This is a genomic window from Sphingobium sp. LSP13-1-1.1 (assembly GCF_040676415.1).
Lineage (GTDB): Bacteria > Pseudomonadota > Alphaproteobacteria > Sphingomonadales > Sphingomonadaceae > Sphingobium.
In genome coordinates this window covers 1-18,806 of sequence record NZ_JBEGHU010000016.1, presented here as the reverse complement: position 1 = coordinate 18,806, position 18,806 = coordinate 1, and the positions used below count along the sequence as shown (strand labels likewise).

Sequence of the window (18,806 nt, the reverse complement as noted above, 5' to 3'; positions counted from 1 at the left end):
AAACGATCACCCAGCGCTTGCAGGGGCCGTCACAGCGGCTATGAAGGACCATCCATCATTGTCGCCCGGATTCGACCGAGTTCGGGCTTTGCGCAGAAAAGAAACGGACAGAACAGGGACATGAAGGCCACCATCGAACGCGCAACGCTGCTCAAGAGCCTCAGCCACGTCCAGTCGGTGGTGGAGCGGCGCAACACGATTCCGATCCTGTCCAACGTGCTGATCGAAGCATCGGCGGATGGCGCGATCAAGCTGATGGCGACCGATCTCGACCTCCAGATCGTCGAAAGCGTCGCCGCGCAGGTCGAACAGCCTGGCGCGACCACGATTTCCGCGCACACCCTGTTCGACATCGCTCGCAAGCTGCCCGAAGGATCGCAGGTCTCGCTCCAGGCGGCCGAGGGCAAGATGCTGATCCAGGCGGGGCGCGCCCGCTTCAACCTGTCCACCCTGCCGCGCGACGATTTCCCGGTGATCGCGGAAGGCGACCTGCCGACCAGCTTCGAACTGCCGGCCGAAACGCTGAAGCAGATCATCGACAAGACGCGCTTCGCCATCTCGACCGAAGAGACGCGCTATTATCTGAACGGCATTTATTTCCATGTTTCCGACGAGGGGCAACCCGTCCTGAAGGCGGCCGCGACCGACGGCCATCGCCTCGCCCGCGTCACCGTGCCGCGTCCGGATGGCGCCGACGGCATGCCCGGCATCATCGTGCCGCGGAAGTGCATCGGCGAACTGCGCAAGCTGCTCGACGAGGTCGAAGGTTCTGTGCAGATTTCGCTCTCCGCCAGCAAAATCCGCTTCGGCCTGGGCAACGCGATCCTGACCAGCAAGCTGATCGACGGCACTTTCCCGGATTACAGCCGGGTCATCCCGACCGCCAATGACAAGCTGCTCAAGATCGACCCGCGCAGCTTCGAGGAAGGTGTTGACCGCGTTGCCACCATCGCCACGGAAAAGACGCGCGCCGTCAAGATGACGCTGGACCGCGACAAGATCACCCTGTCCGTCACCAGCCCGGAAAACGGCACCGCGGCCGAAGAAGTGCCCGGCGCGTTCCAGGGCGAAGGCTTCGATATCGGTTTCAATGCTCGCTATCTGCTCGATATTCTCGGCCAGATCGACAGTGAACTGGTGGAACTGCATCTCGCCGACGCCGCCGCGCCGACGCTGATCCGGGAAGACGACCGCAGCCCGGCGCTCTACGTACTGATGCCGATGCGCGTCTGAGGATCGGCCGCGCGCTTCGAAAGCGCGGCTATTCTCAGCGCTTGCCGATGTCCTGATCGACGCTATGTCCAAGCTGTTGATCGGAGCGGGAAATGGCATGGGCCCAGTTGTCGAGAAAATCATGAGGGGATTGGGCGCGGCGCTGCTGTTTCTGGCGGTGACGCTGTGTCTGGCGGTTACCATCGTTCCACCCTTTCTCGACCGCATCTATTATGAAGGGCCGGTCAGCCGCCATTATGACGGCGCGCGTTTCTTCAATCCCGATGGGGAAAGGCGCTATCCCGCGCCGCCGGGCCATAACCAGCGCGGCTTGGTGGCACGCTGGCTGCTGCGGCAGGACGACCGACCCCCATGGCCCGACAGGGTGGCGGTAAAGCCCTCCCGCCCTCCGGCCTTCGCCGCGCCACGCGGCATGGTCGCCACCTGGGTGGGACATGCGACAGTGCTGGTTCAGGCGGCCGGCCTCAATATCCTGACGGATCCGATCTGGTCCGACTATGCCAGCCCCTTCCCGCCGCTGGGTCCGAAGCGGGTGACGCAGCCGGGCGTGCGCTTCGACGATCTGCCGAAGATCGACCTCATTCTTCTCAGCCACAATCATTATGATCATATGGACATTCCCACCCTGAAAAGACTGTGGGCGCGGGACAGGCCGAAGATCATCACCAGCCTGGGCAACGACATCATCCTGAAGGCTAACGGCATTCCTTCAACGGCGCTGGACTGGGGCCGTTCGACAAGCGGCGCTGCGCTGAACGGCCTGGGCGAGAATAGCGTGATCCAGTGCGAGAATTACGAGCATTGCCCGGATTATCGCGTCCATGTGGTGCGCAATCATCATTGGAGCAGCCGCTGGGGCACCGACCGAAACCGGGCGCTCTGGTCTGGCTTTTTCGTCAGTACGCGAGCGGGCAATATCTTCTTCGCGGGCGACACCGGCGCAGGCGACATGGCATGGGCAGAGGAAGCGGCGCGGCTTGGGCCGATCAGGCTGGCGCTGATCCCTATCGGCGCTTTCCGCTTCTGGCCGGGACAGATGCAGTCGGACGCGCATATCGGACCGGAGCAGGCCGTGACGCTGTTCAAGACGCTGAATGCTTCAACCGCGATCCCCATCCACTGGGGGACCTTTCATCTCTCCTACGAGAAATGGGACACGCCGCCCAAATTGCTGGAACTGTATCTGCGCTGCGCCGGCATCGACCGTCAGCGTTTCGCGCCCTTGAAGGTGGGGCAGGCGATCCAGGTTCCGGCCTGGTCGTCCGCGCGGATCGGAAAGCGGCGCTGCGACGCGGACGCAGTTGCGCGGCTGGAATAGTCGGGCATGGCGTGCCGCCCTCCTCCCCATTCCTGTCGCGATCAGGCGTCTGCCCACCGCCGTAACAGATTGTGATATACGCCAGTCAGCCGGATGACCTGCGCATCCTCATGCCCCAGCGTGCTGGCCAGCGCCTGGATGCTGCTGTCGAGATCGAACAGCATCTGGCGCGCCGCATCGTCCCGCACCATCGACTGGAGCCAGAAGAAGCTGGCCACCCGCCGTCCGCGGGTCACAGGCTCCACCCTGTGCAATGACGATGATGGATAGAGCACGGCATGGCCCGTCGGCAATTTCACCTGCTGCACGCCGAAATTCGTCTCGATCGTCAATTCCCCGCCGTCATAGCCGCCGGGCTCTTCCAGAAAAACGGTGATCGACAGGTCGGATCGGACGCGAAAGCCGGTACCCGCCTGTATCCTGACGGCATTGTCCACATGGGTGCCGAAGGCCTGCCCGCCCGCATAGCTGTTGAACAGTGGAGGGAAGACCTTGAGCGGCAGCGCGGCGGCGATGAACAGGGGCGATCGACCAAGGGCGTCCAGCACGATCTGCCCGGCCTGCTTCGCTTCAGCGCTATCCTCCGGCAATTGCAGGTTGTGCTTGGCGAGCGCCGACTGATGTCCGGAAGTGACGTTGCCGTCGACCCATTGCGCCGCGTCGATCAATGCGCGGACGCGCGTGACGGCCTGGTCGTCCAGCAGGTCGGGGATGACGGTCAGCATGCCGATGAAGGGATCCGGGCACGAAGGATGCAGGCCATGTCTCTCACTCTACTCCGCTGCGCAGGACGAAGGGGATTTCGACCACGCCCTTGACCCGCACGGGCTGGCCGTCGCGCATCACGGGCTTCCAGCGCCAGCCGCGTACCGCGTCGCGCGCGGCATTGTCCAGTCGGGCAAAACCACTGCTCTGCGCGATGGAGAGGCTTTCCACCGCGCCATCCAGACCCAGCGTCAACGCAAGAAGGACGGTCCCCTGCTCACGCTTGCGACGGCTCTCCACCGGATAGCGGGGCGGCTTGCCCGCAATCATCTGCGTGCCCAGGTCGCCGCCCTGAACGATGCTCGGCCCCACGGAGATGGCGGGCGGCGCAGGGGGCGCGGGGACTGCCAGCGGCGGCGCGGGTGGTGCAGGAGGAACGATGGTCGGCGTGGTCGCCACGGTCGGCACCGGCGCCGGAGGTACTTTCACCAGCGGCGGCGGCGCGACGATCCTGCTCTGCGGCGGGGGCGGCGGAGCCTTCACAGATGGAGGCGGCGGCGGCATGAGATTCACGACCGACAGCCGGGCTTCCCGCATCCGATGCACATGATGCCGGGCATGGACCAGCGCGGCGATGATCAGGGCATGAAGCAGGAGGATGACAAGGATGGCGGGGACGTTCACCCCGCTCCGGGCACCATAGCGGGCCGGAGCAGCGTCGAGTTGAACCGGCACGCTGGAAAGGGATGGCCGCGCGGCAGACAGGGGGACGACCCCATCATCCCCACCCTCTTCCACAAATCTATCTGCTACGCGAAGCATGCCAGATCCCCTTTGCCGCCGTGCAGGCGAAGGCCGTCCATAACGCGAATCCTAATGCTACTCAATCGCATCTTTATATGGGATCGGGCGGGTGGCGACCCGAGGAGGATAGGAGTGCATCGCCACCCGCCCGTGTCCCCCGGCAAGGGACGATTGCCGGGGGACAGGATCGTCAGAACATGTAGTTGAGGCTGAACACGGCCGATCGGGTCGGGGCCGGCTGCGCCCAGCTGTTGTTGATGTTGGTGCGAACGGTGGTCACATATTTCTCGTTGGTGAAGTTCTGCACGTTCACCTGCGCCTTCAGCTTTTCCGTGATCGGATAGGACGCCATGAAACGGTGAATGGTGTAGCTGGGCACCCGGTAGCCGACATAGCTGTTGGCGACGAGCTGGGCGAGACTAGGCTGGTTCATCAGGAAGCTGCCCTGATAGGTCAGGCCATAGCCCAGCTCCAGCCCAAAGCCGAAGCGGTAGGTGGTGAACAGGCTGCCCGAATGCTTCGGCGTGTTGGTCAGCGAATAGCCCGCAGTCGGATCAGGGAAGGCAGTGCTGTTCGCGCAGGTGCCCGCCGCCGGATCGGTCGCGCCGGGATGGGCAAGGCAATAGTCGGAGACGCCCTGCTTGATCTTGCTCTTGAGATACATGTAGTTGGCCGAAATGGTCCAGTTGCTGGTGATGTTGCCCGACGCGCCGAAGGACAGGCCCTGCACCCGCTGGAAACCGTCCGTCGCCTGATCAGGCAGAAGCGGATCGCCTGACACGACCTTGATCTGGTTGCGATCATTGCGGAACAGCGCCAGCGTCAGCAGCAACTGCTTGTCGAAGAGGTCCGCCTTCGCGCCGATCTCGTAATTCTTCGTGGTCTCGGGCCTGACATTGCAGGAGCCGCCACCGCCGGCCACATTGTCCGCCGTACAGCTGCCGTCGACCGACGATTTCGATGGCAGCTTGGAGTTGCCGAAAGCGACATACAGGCTGGTATCTGGCGTCGGCTTCACGACAGCGCCCACGCGGAAAGAGAAGAGATTGTCATCGATCTCCAGCCGGTTGCCGACCGTGCTGATCTGGCCGAGCTGCGCCGATCCGCCGGTCGTGTTGTAGGTGAAGGTGCGGTTGAAGCCCCGGACCTTCTCATAACGGATACCGCCGTTGATCTCGAACCAGTCGGTGAACTTCATCGTGTCGAACAGATAGGCGGCATAGCTGGTCTGCTCGCCCACATTATGCGTGCCGAGGGTGAAGTTGACGGGGCCGACATAATTGTTGCTGCCATAGACGCGCGCCAGGCCAGAGGTCGCGGCCGGGCCGACGATGCCCGACGACGGATCGGCTATGTTCACCAGCGGCAGGTAGAAGCCCAGGCTGGCGGCGGCATTATAGGCCAGGTTGGCCGCACCCGCGCCGGTTGCCGGGGCCGTAAAGGGCGCGGCATAGGGATCGAAGCCGCTGGCGGTGCGGCCCAGGCTGCCCTGCAACTGGTCGTAACGCTCCCACAAGGCAGAGCCGCCGACGACCAGCGTATGGCCGATGCCGCCAGTGTCGAAATCGGCGCTGAGGTCGATCTGGTTATAGGCGGTCTCATTGGTGATGAAACGCTGGTTCCCGCGACCGCCCGTCGGTACATAATAGCCCACCGGAATGGTCAACGTCTCGCCCGCCGCTGTTGTCCCGATGCGCTGGGTGCAGGCGCCGCCGGTGTCCGGATTGAAGCCGGCTGCCGTGCCGTTGTCGAGGCAGAAGACGCCGTTCGGCTGGCTGGTCACCGTATCCTGGCGGATATGTTCGTAGCGCGTCAGGTTGCGGACCTTGACCGTGTCGCTGAAGGCATGGCTGAAGATCGCCTGCAACGACTTGGTCTTGCTGTCCTGCCGGTCCAGATTGGCGAAGCCGTAATAGCCGGAACGGTCGAACTGCTTGAGGATGCCGCCCAGCGCCGGGAAATAGCGGATGCCATATTGCGGCATCGCCTTGTCATCCAGATATTCCCCCTGCAGCGTCAGGCTGGTCGGGCTGTCGATACCGATCGTGATGGCGGGCGCGACGCCCCAGCGCTTGTAATCCTCGACATCGCGACCGGGCACGTCATTGGCGTGATAGACGGCATTGAGGCGCACCGCGATCAGGTCGTTGACACGCTTGTTCGCATCGATGGTCGCGCGATAATAGTTGTCGGTGCCGATCCCTGCATTGAGGATGATCTGGTCGTCGGCCAGCGGGCGCTTCGTAACCAGGTTGATCGTGCCGGCAACCGAACCGCCACCGTTCATGACCGAATTGGCGCCGTTGGTGACTTCGACCTGCTCGATATTATAGACTTCGTTGCGGTTCAGGAATGCCCCGGATCGCACGCCATCGACCGTCACGTCGTTCTTCGCGTCCTGCCCGCGCAGGATGATGCGATCGCCATAGCCGAAGCCGCCCTCGCCAGCGCCAAAGGTGATGCCTGGAACCGTGGACAGCACTTCGCGCAGCGTCAGCAGGTTCTGCTGCTGGATGGTTTCCTTGCCGATCACGGTGATGGTCTGAGGCGTATCGAGCAGCGGGCGAGTATATTTGGGCGATTCGGCCTTCTCTACCTTGACGGGGGATTCGTCGATCGCCGTATCGGTGACCGTCATCCCGCCGAGCCTGGGCCCCTGCGCATTATCCTGAGCCTGGGCGGACGATGCGAACGCCATGGCGCCGACGCAGCTCAGCGCCAGGAAGGAAGGCCGTGACAGTGCTTTGGACATGAAAACAGAACCCCTTTCTTGAAACTTGAGGGGTCTGCTATTGCGACTTGTTCGCAGAGTCAACGCTATTGCGAATAATTATTATTTTATGATCGTATAGTATCGTCGAAGAGCCAGCACCTTATGGCGCTGCCAAGGTTGGGTGGGTCGGCCGCCGCCATGCGGGCCACATCTATGCGCGCGATCAACGCGTTTACCGGCAAATCCTCTCGCGCAGCGGCCGCGCGAAGGGCTTGCCAGAATATCGGCTCAAGGCTGATCGCGGTCTGATGGCCCGCAATGGTCACGCTGCGCTTGACCGGCGGAGCGAAGGGCGATGTCGCCGACGCCGAAGCGCCTTGGGAACGCCCCTCCTCTTCCATCAGTACATGTGCTGGCCGCCATTGATCGACAGCGTGCTGCCGGTCACGAAACCGCCGTCCTCACTGCAGAAAAAGGCGACCCCACGGGCTATTTCCTCGGCGCGGCCCAGGCGGCCGACGGGAATCTTGGCCACGATCTTCTCCAGCACCGGCGGCGGCACTGCGGCTACCATGTCCGTATCGATATAGCCCGGCGCGATCGCATTGACGGTGACGCCATATTTTGCACCTTCCTGCGCCAGCGCCTTGGTGAAGCCATGGATGCCCGACTTGGCGGCGGCATAGTTGACCTGACCATATTGGCCCGCCTGGCCGTTGATCGAACCAATATTGACGAAACGGCCCCAGCCGCGTTCCCGCATTCCCCCGAAGGTCGCCTTCGCCATGTTGAAGCAACCGCCCAGATTGATGCGCATCACCTCGTTCCAGTCGTCAAAGCTCATCTTCGCCAGCACGCCGTCGCGCGTGATGCCGGCATTGTTGACCACGACATCGATCGGCCCCAGCGCCTCTGTCACCTGCGCGCAGCCGTCCAGGCAGGCCTGGTGGTCGCCCACGTCCCATTTGAAGGAGGCTATGCCGGTCTTTTCCGAAAAGGCCTGCGCCTTGGCGTCATTGCCGGCATAGTTGGCCGCGACCGTGAACCCCATCTCCTTGAGGGCCAGGCTGATTGCCTCGCCAATTCCACGTGTTCCGCCCGTGACGACTGCAACTTTGCTCATGGTGGCTCTCCTTCAAAAAACGGGACGAAACTTATCTCTCCAACCAGCCAGCCAGTTCGCGACGGGCCAGATCTTCATACAGATTAATAGCGTCCGAAGACGCGTTCAAACAACTCAAATGGACAAAATTATTACCGCCGGAAGCGATAAAGTCCTCTTTACCGCGAATGGCGATTTCTTCTAGGGTTTCCAGGCAGTCCGCCGAAAATCCGGGGGTCAGGACAGCAACATTCCGGACATTTTCGGAAGGGAGCTGGCGCAGCAACTCATCCGTCGCCGGACCCAGCCATTTCGCAGGGCCAAAACGCGATTGAAAGGTGACGCGCACCTCCCGCCCCAATGCCTCGCCCAGCAGCCTTGCGCTATCCACGCATTGGTCGCGATAGGGATCGCCCAATTGCCTTGTGCGCTCCGGCATGCCGTGGAAGCTGGCGATCAGCAGGTCCGGCGCGAAATCCAGCGAGGCGAGTTGCGCCTGCGTCGATGCGCGCAGCGCCTCGATATAAGCCGGATCGACATGATAGGGCGGCAGCGTACGGATCGCCGGTTGCGCCCGCATCTTTGCGAGCGCGGCATAGGCGGCGTCGAGCGCACTGGCCGTCGTCGCCGCGCAATATTGGGGATAAAGCGGCGCCAGAAGGATGCGATTGCACCCGGCGGCGACCATGGCTTCCAGCCGCGCGCCGACCGCCGGATTACCATAGCGCATCGCCCAATCCACCATCACGTCCGGACCCATCCGTTCCTGCATGGCGTGGGCGGTATCGCGCGTGTAAACCGCGAGCGGTCCCCCCTCCTTCATCCAGACCTGGCGATAGGCATGGGCGGATTTCCTGGGACGCGTCAGCAGGATCGGGCCGCGCAATATCGGCTGCCACAGCAATGGCGGGATTTCCACGACGCGGCGGTCGGACAGGAATTCGGCAAGATAGCGCCGCACCGACGCAGGGTCCGGGCCATCGGGCGTGCCGAGATTGATAAGGAGCAGGCCGATCTTGCCCACAGGCTTCACCCTTCCATCAGCAGGGGCACGGTGCGGAAACGCCGCCCGGCAGTGGTGAACAGTGCATTGGCGACAGCAGGCGCCACCAGCGGGGCGCCGAGATCCGTCAGCCCGGCGGGGGGCGCGGTGCTGCGCACCAGTTCAACGGTAACCTCCCCCACATCGCCGAGGCGGGGCAGACCCATGCGGCCCAGAATCGCCCGCGTCGGCATGCCCTTCGCATAGGGGACGGACGCACCCATGGCGAAGGCCAGGCCGTGGATCAGGCCGCTTTCGACCTGCTGTCTGGCGACGTCGGGATTGATCTGCTCCCCCCCATCAACGGCAGCGATGATCCGCGACACCTGGAGCTTGCCCTCGGCTATGCCCGCCTCCACCATGACGGCGATGAAGGCGCCGTTCATCACATGCGCCGCCAGCCCCTGCCCGCTTCCCTCTATGCCGCCCTGCCAGCCGCCCATCGCGCCCACCGTGGTCAGGCAATGTGCGAGCCGGGGATTGCCGCCCAGCATCTGGATGCGGAAGGACATCGCCTCCATCTGCGCCTGATGGGCAAGTTCGTCCATGAAGCTTTCGGTGAAGAAAGCGCCGTGCAGATGCGCGTTGCCGCGCGCGAACCCCAGGCGCAGGCCGACATCGGCCGGGAAATGATCCACCGCCCAATTGGGCACGGCATAGGGCAGTTCCATGCCCGCCACCGCCAGCCGGGTGGACGTGCCGGCGGCATCGGCGCTGGCTTCATATACGGGTTTGCCATGGGCGATGCGCGCCCATGTCTGGGTCATGGCGCAGGGGGCGGCAACCTTCGCCGACCAGCCTTCGACCGCTCCGTTGCGACCCAGCTTGCCCGCCATGCGCGCATGGGCGGGGGCGCTGGGCCGGTCCTGGATCACATCCTCGAGCCGGGACCAGAGCAGTTGCACGGGACGCCCCATTTCGCGGGAAAGCAGCGCGGCCTGCACACCCGCGTCGAAGTCCATACGGCGTCCATAGCCCCCGCCGGCATGCAGCGGGTATAGCGTTACCGCCTGCGCCGGCAGCCCCAGCGCGCGGGCGATGGCGGCGCGCGCCAGGCCGGGCGCCTGCGTCGCCATCCACACCTCCGCGCTGTCCTCGCTGATCCGGGCGGTGGCGCACATCGGCTCCGGCGCCAGGTGCAGCCCTGGAGCCACCCTATATTCACTGGCGAGGATGGTCGCATCCTCGAACAGCGGCCCCAGATCACCCTGCGCGTAGAGCCGTTCGCCGGAACCGGAAAAGGCCTGCTCCAGCGTTGCCTGGATCCCGGCACTGTCCACCGGCTTGCCGGACAGCGCGAAGAGGGGATCGGCCAGGTCCAGCGCCCTGTTTGCCGCCCACCAGTTGCTGGCCACCACCGCGACCCAGCGTTCCTGCCGCACCAGCTTCAGGAATCCGGTGACGGATTTCGCCGCCCGCTCATTGACGCTTTTCAGGACGGCGTCGCCGATGGGACCCTGGCGGATGGAGGCGAAGACCATGTCGGGCAGGCGGATGTCGGCCGCGAAATTATGGCTGCCGTCGATCTTGGACGGGGTGTCGAGCCGCGGCAGATCCTGCCCCGCCAGCCGGTCCACCTCCGACTGGCGGAAAGGCAGGATCTCGGGCAGGTCGTAGGTGGCCGCATCCTCCACCACCTCGCCCAGCTTCAATCTGCGCTGTCCGCCGTCGGAAATGATGCCGTTCTGGATATCGCAGCTTTCCCAGGCGACGTCCCAGCGGGCCGCCGCCGCCTTGCACAGCAGAACCCGCGCCGCCGCCCCCGCCTCCCTATAGGCCTGGTGGAACATCGGGATCGACGTGCCCGCTCCGGTCAGCATCAGGGCGCGGCGGATCGCATATTGGTCGATGGTCCATTCGCCCGCTCCGCCCGCCAGCCGGCTCCAGTCACTGGCCAGCCATTCGCGCGCCAGCAGGACATTGGCATAGAGCGGGCCGATCGGCGCGCTCTGCACCCCGACGGTCCGCCAGTCCGCCCCCAGTTCGTCCGCCAGTATCTGCGGCAGCAGGGTGGTGACACCCTGCCCCATCTCCGTCTGCGGCACGATCACGACCACCTGGCCGGTCCGGTCGATCTTCAGGAATGCGTTGAAGGCCGTCTCACCCGGCGCGGTGTTGAGATTGGGGCGATAGGATCGGGGCCATACCGCCCATGCCAGCAAAAGCCCCGCCGTCGCGCCCCCGCCGACAAGCAGGCTGCGCCGGTTCAAGCCCCTTTTCGTCTGCTGACCCTGCTTCCGCGGTGCGCGCCCCATGAAACCGCTGATAAAGAGGCTTGGAAGCTCTGCAAAGCCCTATTGCGCGCCTGCCGAACGGTTCGTGACCGGGTCGAGCCGGAGGCGGCGTATCTCGATCGCGGGACAGCGATCCATGACCACCTTGAGTCCCGCCGCCTCCGCCCTGGCGGCGGCCGCCTCATTGATCACGGCCAGTTGCATCCAGACGGCCTTGGCCCCGGCGGCTATGGCATCGTCCACCGCATCCCCCGCCGCCTCGCTGCGGCGGAAAATGTCGACCATGTCGATCGGCACGCCGATGTCCGACAGGCTGGCCCAGACGAATTCGCCATGGACATGCTCGCCGGCGATCTGCGGATTGACCGGCAGCACGCGATAACCGTGATCCTGCAGCGTCTTCATCACGCCATAGCTCGGCCGGTCGGGCCGGTCGGAAATCCCGACCAGCGCTATGGTACGGGTTTCGTTCAACAGATCAGCTATGTCCTGCGCATCGGTAAGCGGCATGCAGCGGTCCTCCATATTTACCATGACATGGGAAGGACGCGGGAGGGACGCAAGCCGTTCCCCCAACCACGGGCGAGGCTTAAGAGCCCGCCCTGCCCTCCAGCCAGGCCGCAACCTTCTCCGCAATGGCTCGGAAGGTGGCGCCGTACCCATCCGCGTCGGCCGCAGGAGGATCGCCCGCATCGGAGCGGCGACGAATGTCGATGGCCAGCGGAATGCGCCCCAGGAAGGGCATGCCCATCTCCCCGGCGGCGGCTTCCGCACCGCCCTGCCCGAAGGGATCGGACATTTCCCCGCAATGGGGACAGGCATAGCCGGCCATATTCTCGACCAGACCGATGATCGGCACCTGCGTCTGTTCGAACAGGCTCACCGCCCGGACCGCGTCGATCAGCGCGAGATCCTGGGGCGTGGAGACGATGACGGCGCCGACCGGCTTGTGCTTCTGCACCATCGAAAGCTGGACGTCGCCCGTGCCCGGCGGCATGTCGACGATCAACAGTTCCACATCGCCCCAATCCGCCTCGATCAGCTGGGCCAGGGCATTGCCCGCCATGGGCCCGCGCCAGGCCAGCGCCTTCCCGGGTTCGACCAGATGTCCCATGGACAGCATCGGAATGCCGAGGGGGCTTTGCACCGGGATAAGCTGCTTGTCCCGCGCCTGCGGTTTCCTGTCCTCGCTCGCCATCAGGCGCGCCTGCGAGGGGCCGTAAATGTCGGCGTCGACCAGTCCGACCTTTACCCCCAGCCGCCGCAGCGCGACCGCAAGATTGGCCGAGAGGGTTGATTTGCCGACCCCGCCCTTGCCGGATGCGACGGCAACGATCCTCAGCGGCTTGCGCTCGGCCGTCATGGCGATGCGCACATCATCGACGCCGGGCACGGCCAGCCCGCCCTCGCGGATCGCGGCGGCCACCGCATCACGCTGCTCGGGCGACAGGCCCGCCACGTCCAGCGCCAGCGACATCACCCCGTCCTTGAGGCGCGGCGCGCTGGCGCGGCCGTCGGTCAGCGTTTTCAGGCGGGCGGCGAAATCTTCAAGCTGAGTCATGGCAGGCCATCTAGGGAATTTCCTCATCGGACGAAACCGGCAGGCGGCCGTTTTTCTTCGCCACCGACATCATTCGAAACAATAATCGTTGCGATGGGCACTGTTTTTCGCCGGAGAGCCTACCTATAGAGAGGGCATGAAGAGATTTTTCGGGTGGATACCGGGCATAGCGAACGCCATGGTCCAGGGTCCGTGGGGCGGCAAGGGCGACGGCCCGGACGGCAGTGACGGCCAGGGCAAGGGCGACGAAGGCAAGGGGCGCGATGGACCGCGCAACCCCTGGACCCAGCCGGGACGCCCCGGCGCCAAGGGCCCTTCGGCGATCGAGGAACTGCTCCGCCGCAGCAAGGAAAGCTTCGGCCAGGGCGGCGGCGGCTTCGGCAATCTGCCGCCACGCCCGTCCGGCAAGGCACTGTGGCCCGCCGCCATCGGCATATTGGTGGTGCTGTGGCTGGTCCTGACCTGTTTCCACCGCGTGGGTCCGCAGGAGCGCGGCGTCGTCACCCTGCTGGGCAAATACAGCCGTACCCTCTCCCCCGGCATCAGCCTGACGCTGCCCGCGCCGCTGGAGAATGTGACGACCGTGGATGTCGAGGAAATCCGCACCATAGACATCGGTTCGACCCGGGCAGAGAGCGAGAATCTGGTCCTGACCGGCGACCAGAACATCATCGACCTCGCCTATTCGGTGCGCTGGAACATCCGCAGCCCGGAACTTTACCTGTTCCAGCTTTCCGACCCGGACTCATCCGTGCGTGAAGTCGCCGAAAGCGCCATGCGCTCCGTCGTCGCCAGCGTCAGCCTGGAGGATGCGCTGGGCGCCGGTCGTACCGAGATCGAGCAGCAGGTCGAGCAGCGGATGCAGGAAATATTGGACGGCTACCGATCCGGCATCCGGGTGCAGGGCGTCGCGATCAAGCAGGCCGATCCGCCGACCGCCGTCAATGACGCGTTCAAGGCGGTGTCCGCGGCGCAGCAGACGGCGCAGACCTATCTCAACGAAGCCCGCGCCGCCGCGCAGCAGGTGACCGCCAAGGCGCAGGGTGAAGCCGCCGCCTTCGACAAGGTCTATGAGCAGTACAGGCTGGCGCCCGACGTCACCCGCCGCCGCATGTATTATGAAACCATGGAGGGTGTTCTGTCGAACGTCGACAAGACCATCGTCGAAAGCGGCAATGTCACGCCCTATCTGCCCCTTCCCGAACTCAAGCGCCGGGCGCAGGGCACTGCCGCGCAGGGCAGCGCGACCGTGGAGGGCCAGTGATGCAGAACCTTGTCCGCCATCCCGTCGCGCTGGCGCTGCTCGCCATCGCCGCGCTGCTGCTGATCGGCAGCACCATCGCCATCGTGCCCGAAACCAAGCAGGGCGTGATCGTGCGTTTTGGCGATCCCAAGAAGATCATCAACCGTTATCGCCCGAACGAGGATTTCGGCAAGACCGGCGCGGGCATCATCCTGCGCTGGCCGTTCATCGACCAGGTCGTCTGGATCGACAAGCGCGTCCTGTCGGTGGAGATGGAGCGGCAGCAGGTGCTTTCCACCGACCAGTTGCGCCTCCAGGTCGACGCCTTCGCCCGGTACCGCATCGTCGATCCGCTGCGCATGTACATCGCGGCGGGCAGCGAAGACCGGGTGTCGGACGCGCTGCGCCCGATTCTGGGCTCCGCGCTGCGCAACGAACTGGGCAAGCGGCCTTTCGCGGCGCTGCTCTCCCCTGAACGGGGCCAGGTGATGGACAATATCGAGGCGGGCCTTAATCGCGTCGCCCGGCAATATGGCGCGCAGATCGTCGATGTGCGGATCAAGCGCGCCGACCTGCCCGACGGCGCGCCGCTGGAAAGCGCGTTCACCCGCATGCGCACGGCGCGGGAGCAGGAAGCGCTCACCATCCGCGCCCAGGGCGCGAAGCAGGCGCAGATCATCCGCGCCGAAGCGGATGCCAACGCCGCCCGCATCTATTCGGAAAGCTTCGGCAAGGACGCCCAATTCTATGATTTCTATCGCGCCATGCAGGCCTATCGCTATACTTTCGCTCCGGACCGGCAGGGGTCGACCACGATGGTCCTTTCCCGGGACAATGATTTCCTGAAGCAGTTCCAGGGACACTGATTTCATTACGGAACCAGCGTCATTCAATGAGGGTTAAGGCTAGGCGGCGCATCCCGCTCATCGCAGAGTCCCGCCTTTCCTTCGCCAAGTTCATGAGAGGACCGTCACGAGTGCGTTACGCTTATGCCATTACCGGCGCCCTGCTGCTCGGCGGCACCGCCATAGCCGTTACCTCCAGCCCGAATGTCGGCGCGCAGATCGCCCAGAATGAGGGCATGCAAGCCGCTGCGCCGGCCGGCGCCCCGGCGAGCCTGGCCGACATGGTCGAAAAGCTGCAACCGGCGGTGGTCAACATTTCCACCAAGCAGCGCGTCCAGGTGCAGAACCCCTTTGCCGGCACGCCCTTTGGCGACCTGTTCGGCGCTCCGGGCGGAAAGCCCCAGACCCGACAGGCGCAATCGCTGGGGTCGGGCTTCATCATTTCGGCTGACGGCTATATCGTCACCAACAACCATGTGGTGTCGGCCGGAGCGGAAGGCGCGAGCGTCGATTCCATCACCGTCACGCTGACCAACAGCGAGGAATATCCCGCCAAGCTGGTGGGCCGCGACCCCGCGACCGACATCGCCGTGCTCAAGATCGAGCCGAAGAAGGCCCTGCCCTTCGTCAAGTTCGGCGACAGCACCAAGGCGCGCGTCGGTGACTGGGTGATCGCCATCGGCAATCCCTTCGCCCTGTCGGGCACGGTGACCGCCGGCATCATCTCCGCCGTGCATCGCGGCACCGGGGGCACCTACGACAAGTTCATCCAGACCGACGCGTCGATCAACCAGGGCAATAGCGGCGGCCCGATGTTCGACATGCGCGGCAATGTGATCGGCATCAACAGCCAGATCCTCTCGCCCTCCGGCGGCAATGTCGGCATCGGCTTCGCCATTCCTTCGGAACAGGCTGCGCCCATTGTGGACACCCTGCGCAAGGGCCAGGCCGTCAAGCGCGGCTATCTGGGTATCCAGATCAGCCCTCTGGGCGAGGATCTGGCCGATTCCCTGGGTCTGGCCAAGAATCGCGGTGAGTTCGTCCAGGGCGTGGAGCCGGGCAAGGGCGCCGACAAGGCCGGGATCAAGGCGGGCGACGTGATCGTCAGCGTCGCGGGCCAGGAAGTGACGCCGGACCAGAATCTCTCCTCCATCGTGGCTTCCCAGCCGATCGGCGCGCGCGTCCCCATCGTGCTGCTGCGCAACGGCCAGCGCCAGTCGGTGACGGCGGTCGTGGGCGAACGCCCGTCGGAAGACGAACTCAACGCCTTCGCCCAGAGCCAGGACGATGATTTCAGCCAGCAGCCGGACAACCCGTCCAGCAACGGGCAGGCCAGCCAGCAGTCGCTCGGCATTTCGGCCATTCCGCTGACCTCGACCATCATCCGCCAGCTCGGCATCGCAGCCGATACGCGGGGAATCGTGATCACAGCCGTCGACGGTTCGACCGATGCGGGCGCCAAGGGGCTGCGGCGCGGCGATGTCATCATCACCGCGAACAACCGCCCCGTCGCCACCCAGGCGGAACTCGACGCGCAGGTGAAGGCGGTGTCGGCGCAAGGCCGCAGCGCGATCCTGCTTCAGGTGCTGCGGCGTGGCCAGCCGGCCGTGTTCCTGCCGGTGCGGCTGCGCGACAAATAAGGCGCGCACCGCCCGTCGGGCAAAGAACTGAAAACCAGCCGATCGTTACGGGTCGCGCTTGCCGGAAGGGCTGCCTCGCCTCTACAAAGGGACGGCAGACTCCGGTGGGCGCGACCCGTCACCTTTTGGGAGAATGACGCGAAATGAGCGACGGCATCTTCATCGGCCTTGGCGCGCCGGACAAGGACGGCGGCATCCCCCAGACGCTGAACCTGCGCCGGGCCAACCGCCACGGGCTGATCGCCGGCGCGACCGGCACGGGCAAGACCGTGACGCTCCAGGGCATTGCCGAGGGCTTCTCCGCGCAGGGCGTCCCCGTTTTCCTTGCCGATGTGAAGGGCGACCTGGCGGGCATTTCCATGGCCGGTTCCCCCACCGCGAAAAATGCCGACAAGCTGGTCGCCCGCGCCCGGGAAATCGGCATCGACAATTACAGCTATGCCGACAACCCCGCCATCTTCTGGGATCTGTATGGCGAACAGGGACATCCCATCCGCACCACCGTCAGCGAAATGGGACCGCTGCTGCTTTCCCGCCTGATGGACCTCAACGAGACACAGGAGGGCGTGCTTTCCATCGCCTTCAAATATGCCGATGAGGAAGGGCTGCTGCTGCTCGACCTGGGCGACCTGCAGGCGATGCTGACCTATTGCGCCGAAAATGCCGACAGCCTCTCCGCCCGCTACGGCAATGTGACCAAGGCCAGCGTCGGCGCGATCCAGCGGCAATTGCTTCAGCTTGATGCGCAGGGCGGCGATCATTTCTTCGGCGAGCCGGCGCTCGACATTCACGACATGCTGAAGGTCGACGAGAAAGGGCGCGGCTATGTGAACATCCTGGCCGCCGACAAGCTGATGCAGAGCCCCAAGCTCTACGCCACCTTCCTGCTCTGGCTGCTTTCCGAACTGTTCGAGACGCTGCCCGAAGTGGGCGATCCGGACAAGCCGGTGCTCGTCTTCTTCTTCGACGAGGCCCATCTCCTCTTCGACGATGCGCCCAAGGCGCTGACCGACAAGATCGGGCAGGTCGTGCGCCTGATCCGCTCCAAGGGCGTGGGCGTCTATTTCGTGACGCAGAACCCGATCGACATTCCGGAGGATGTCGCGGGCCAGCTCGGCAACAGGGTGCAGCACGCCCTGCGCGCCTTCACCCCCCGCGACCAGAAGGCGATCAAGGCAGCGGCGGATACCTTCCGCGTCAATCCGGACCTGAACGTCGAAACCGCGATCACCGAACTCAAGGTGGGGGAGGCGCTGGTGTCGCTGCTGCAGGAGGACGGATCGCCCGGCATCGTCCAGCGCACATTGATTGCGCCGCCCCGCTCGCGCCTTGGCCCGCTCGATGCGAAGGAACGGGCGATCATCCAATCCATATCCCCCTGCGCCGGTAAATATGACGTGTCGGTCAACCGCGAATCCGCAGAGGAGATCCTTGCCGCGAAAGGTCAGGCCGCTGTCGCCGCGGCACAGGCCGCCAAGGCCCAGGCCGAAGCCGACAGGGCCGCCGCCGCGCAGGCCAAGGTCGAGGCCAAACAGCGCGAGGCTGAACTCAAGGAACAGGCCCGGCAGGACGCCGCCGCCGCGCGCGAAGCCGCCAGGCCATCATCCTTCGACAAGGCGATCCAGTCCGCCACCCGCTCGGCCGCCTCATCGGTCGGGCGTCAGGTCGCCAATGAACTGGGCCGCGCGGTCTTTGGCGGGTCGAGCCGCAGGTCGGGCGGAATTGCGGGGCAACTGGTGCGCGGCATCCTGGGCAGCCTGTTCAAATAAGCGGGGGAGAAACATCATGCGAGAGACGATCATCTTCACCATGCGCGCGAGTGCCGTGGCCATGAGCGCACTGGGCCTGGCACTGGCCTTGCCCGTGCGCGCGCAGGATTATCGCGACCTCCACCGCGCCGCGGACGCCGCGATCGCCAGCGATATCGCCCGCGACCGCCAGGCCGAACGCGACGCCAGGCGCCAGCCCTATGTTTCGCCCGGCTACGGACCGATCCGGACAGCGACGGCAGCACGCAATGCCTGCGCCGCCAAGGCGCGGGAGGAAGCCGGGCCAGGCGCCAGGATCCTGGGACGGATCGCCGCCAGCACCATGTCGACCGGATGGGAAGTCGAAGGCGAGGTCCGCCCATCTGGCGACAGCGGCGCCGTGCCCTTCGTGTGCTCGGTCCGCAATGGTTCGGTGAGCGGCATCCTGCTGCAGCCGGATCGCTGAAGAACCCTTACCGGGCTGGCTGATTTGGGTGGGTTGCAGTCAGTCCGGTTCGGAGAGGCCTGCAGCTAAATTTCGCTTGGACCGGACGTGCATCCTGAGCTTTTTCAATCGCCACCATCTGCAAAGCGTGCCGAGCACAACGAATACCCCGC

General features: G+C 64.8%; 16 protein-coding genes. 7 read left to right on the top strand and 9 right to left on the bottom strand.

Annotation, left to right across the window (positions count from 1 at the left end):
- Positions 1-120: 120 nt before the first annotated feature.
- Positions 121-1,233: a DNA polymerase III subunit beta gene (dnaN, locus tag MRBLSP13_RS11100; protein WP_133653354.1), complete on the top strand. Its 1,113-nt coding sequence runs from the start codon at positions 121-123 to the stop codon at positions 1,231-1,233.
- A 97-nt stretch (positions 1,234-1,330) separates the two neighbouring features.
- Positions 1,331-2,551 carry an MBL fold metallo-hydrolase gene (locus MRBLSP13_RS11095; protein WP_363754543.1) on the top strand — a complete coding sequence of 407 codons (1,221 nt, stop codon included), beginning with the start codon at positions 1,331-1,333 and terminating at the stop codon, positions 2,549-2,551.
- A 41-nt stretch (positions 2,552-2,592) separates the two neighbouring features.
- Here MRBLSP13_RS11095 and MRBLSP13_RS11090 read toward each other — a convergent pair whose 3' ends face one another.
- From MRBLSP13_RS11090 to MRBLSP13_RS11050, 9 genes are all read right to left on the bottom strand, one after another.
- Positions 2,593-3,276, bottom strand: a complete 684-nt coding sequence (locus MRBLSP13_RS11090) for a Fe2+-dependent dioxygenase (RefSeq protein ID WP_363739488.1) — start codon at positions 3,274-3,276, stop codon at positions 2,593-2,595.
- Positions 3,277-3,319: 43 nt separating this feature from the next.
- Entirely contained in the window at positions 3,320-4,078 is a 759-nt protein-coding gene (locus MRBLSP13_RS11085) for an energy transducer TonB (protein ID WP_363754526.1), read from the bottom strand.
- Positions 4,079-4,250: 172 nt separating this feature from the next.
- Positions 4,251-6,812 (bottom strand): TonB-dependent receptor, encoded by a 2,562-nt coding sequence (locus MRBLSP13_RS11080; RefSeq protein WP_363754524.1) that lies wholly within the window; start codon positions 6,810-6,812, stop codon positions 4,251-4,253.
- A gap of 86 nt (positions 6,813-6,898) precedes the next feature.
- A complete protein-coding gene (locus tag MRBLSP13_RS11075) occupies positions 6,899-7,174 on the bottom strand; it encodes a ribbon-helix-helix domain-containing protein (protein ID WP_363754522.1) in 276 nt (91 codons plus the stop codon).
- The gene (phbB, locus tag MRBLSP13_RS11070; RefSeq protein ID WP_363739480.1) at positions 7,174-7,896 is read right to left on the bottom strand and encodes an acetoacetyl-CoA reductase; all 723 of its coding nucleotides are present in this window, start codon (positions 7,894-7,896) and stop codon (positions 7,174-7,176) included. Before phbB ends, MRBLSP13_RS11075 begins: the two co-directional genes overlap by 1 nt.
- Positions 7,897-7,927: 31 nt before the next feature.
- Entirely contained in the window at positions 7,928-8,899 is a 972-nt protein-coding gene (gene hemH / locus MRBLSP13_RS11065; protein WP_363754541.1) for a ferrochelatase, read from the bottom strand.
- 5 nt (positions 8,900-8,904) lie between these two features.
- A complete protein-coding gene (locus tag MRBLSP13_RS11060) occupies positions 8,905-11,172 on the bottom strand; it encodes a molybdopterin cofactor-binding domain-containing protein (RefSeq protein WP_363754520.1) in 2,268 nt (755 codons plus the stop codon).
- Positions 11,173-11,211: 39 nt separating this feature from the next.
- On the bottom strand, positions 11,212-11,661 hold the full coding sequence (locus tag MRBLSP13_RS11055) for a CoA-binding protein (RefSeq protein ID WP_363739476.1): 450 nt from the start codon (positions 11,659-11,661) through the stop codon (positions 11,212-11,214).
- Positions 11,662-11,740: 79 nt separating this feature from the next.
- Complete coding sequence (locus MRBLSP13_RS11050; RefSeq protein ID WP_414714667.1) at positions 11,741-12,514, bottom strand: Mrp/NBP35 family ATP-binding protein; 774 nt, start codon at positions 12,512-12,514, stop codon at positions 11,741-11,743.
- Positions 12,515-12,848: 334 nt separating this feature from the next.
- Here MRBLSP13_RS11050 and hflK point away from each other — a divergent pair, with 334 nt between their 5' ends.
- The 5 genes from hflK (at position 12,849) to MRBLSP13_RS11025 (ending at position 18,654) form a co-directional block, all read left to right on the top strand.
- Entirely contained in the window at positions 12,849-13,976 is a 1,128-nt protein-coding gene (hflK, locus tag MRBLSP13_RS11045; protein ID WP_363754518.1) for an FtsH protease activity modulator HflK, read from the top strand.
- On the top strand, positions 13,976-14,821 hold the full coding sequence (gene hflC / locus MRBLSP13_RS11040; protein ID WP_363739470.1) for a protease modulator HflC: 846 nt from the start codon (positions 13,976-13,978) through the stop codon (positions 14,819-14,821). Before hflK ends, hflC begins: the two co-directional genes overlap by 1 nt.
- Before the next feature lie 110 nt (positions 14,822-14,931).
- On the top strand, positions 14,932-16,440 hold the full coding sequence (locus tag MRBLSP13_RS11035; RefSeq protein ID WP_363739468.1) for a Do family serine endopeptidase: 1,509 nt from the start codon (positions 14,932-14,934) through the stop codon (positions 16,438-16,440).
- A gap of 143 nt (positions 16,441-16,583) precedes the next feature.
- Positions 16,584-18,209, top strand: coding sequence for a helicase HerA-like domain-containing protein (locus MRBLSP13_RS11030; RefSeq protein ID WP_363754516.1), 1,626 nt, complete (start codon positions 16,584-16,586; stop codon positions 18,207-18,209).
- 16 nt (positions 18,210-18,225) lie between these two features.
- The gene (locus MRBLSP13_RS11025; RefSeq protein ID WP_363739464.1) at positions 18,226-18,654 is read left to right on the top strand and encodes a hypothetical protein; all 429 of its coding nucleotides are present in this window, start codon (positions 18,226-18,228) and stop codon (positions 18,652-18,654) included.
- Positions 18,655-18,806 lie beyond the last annotated feature (152 nt).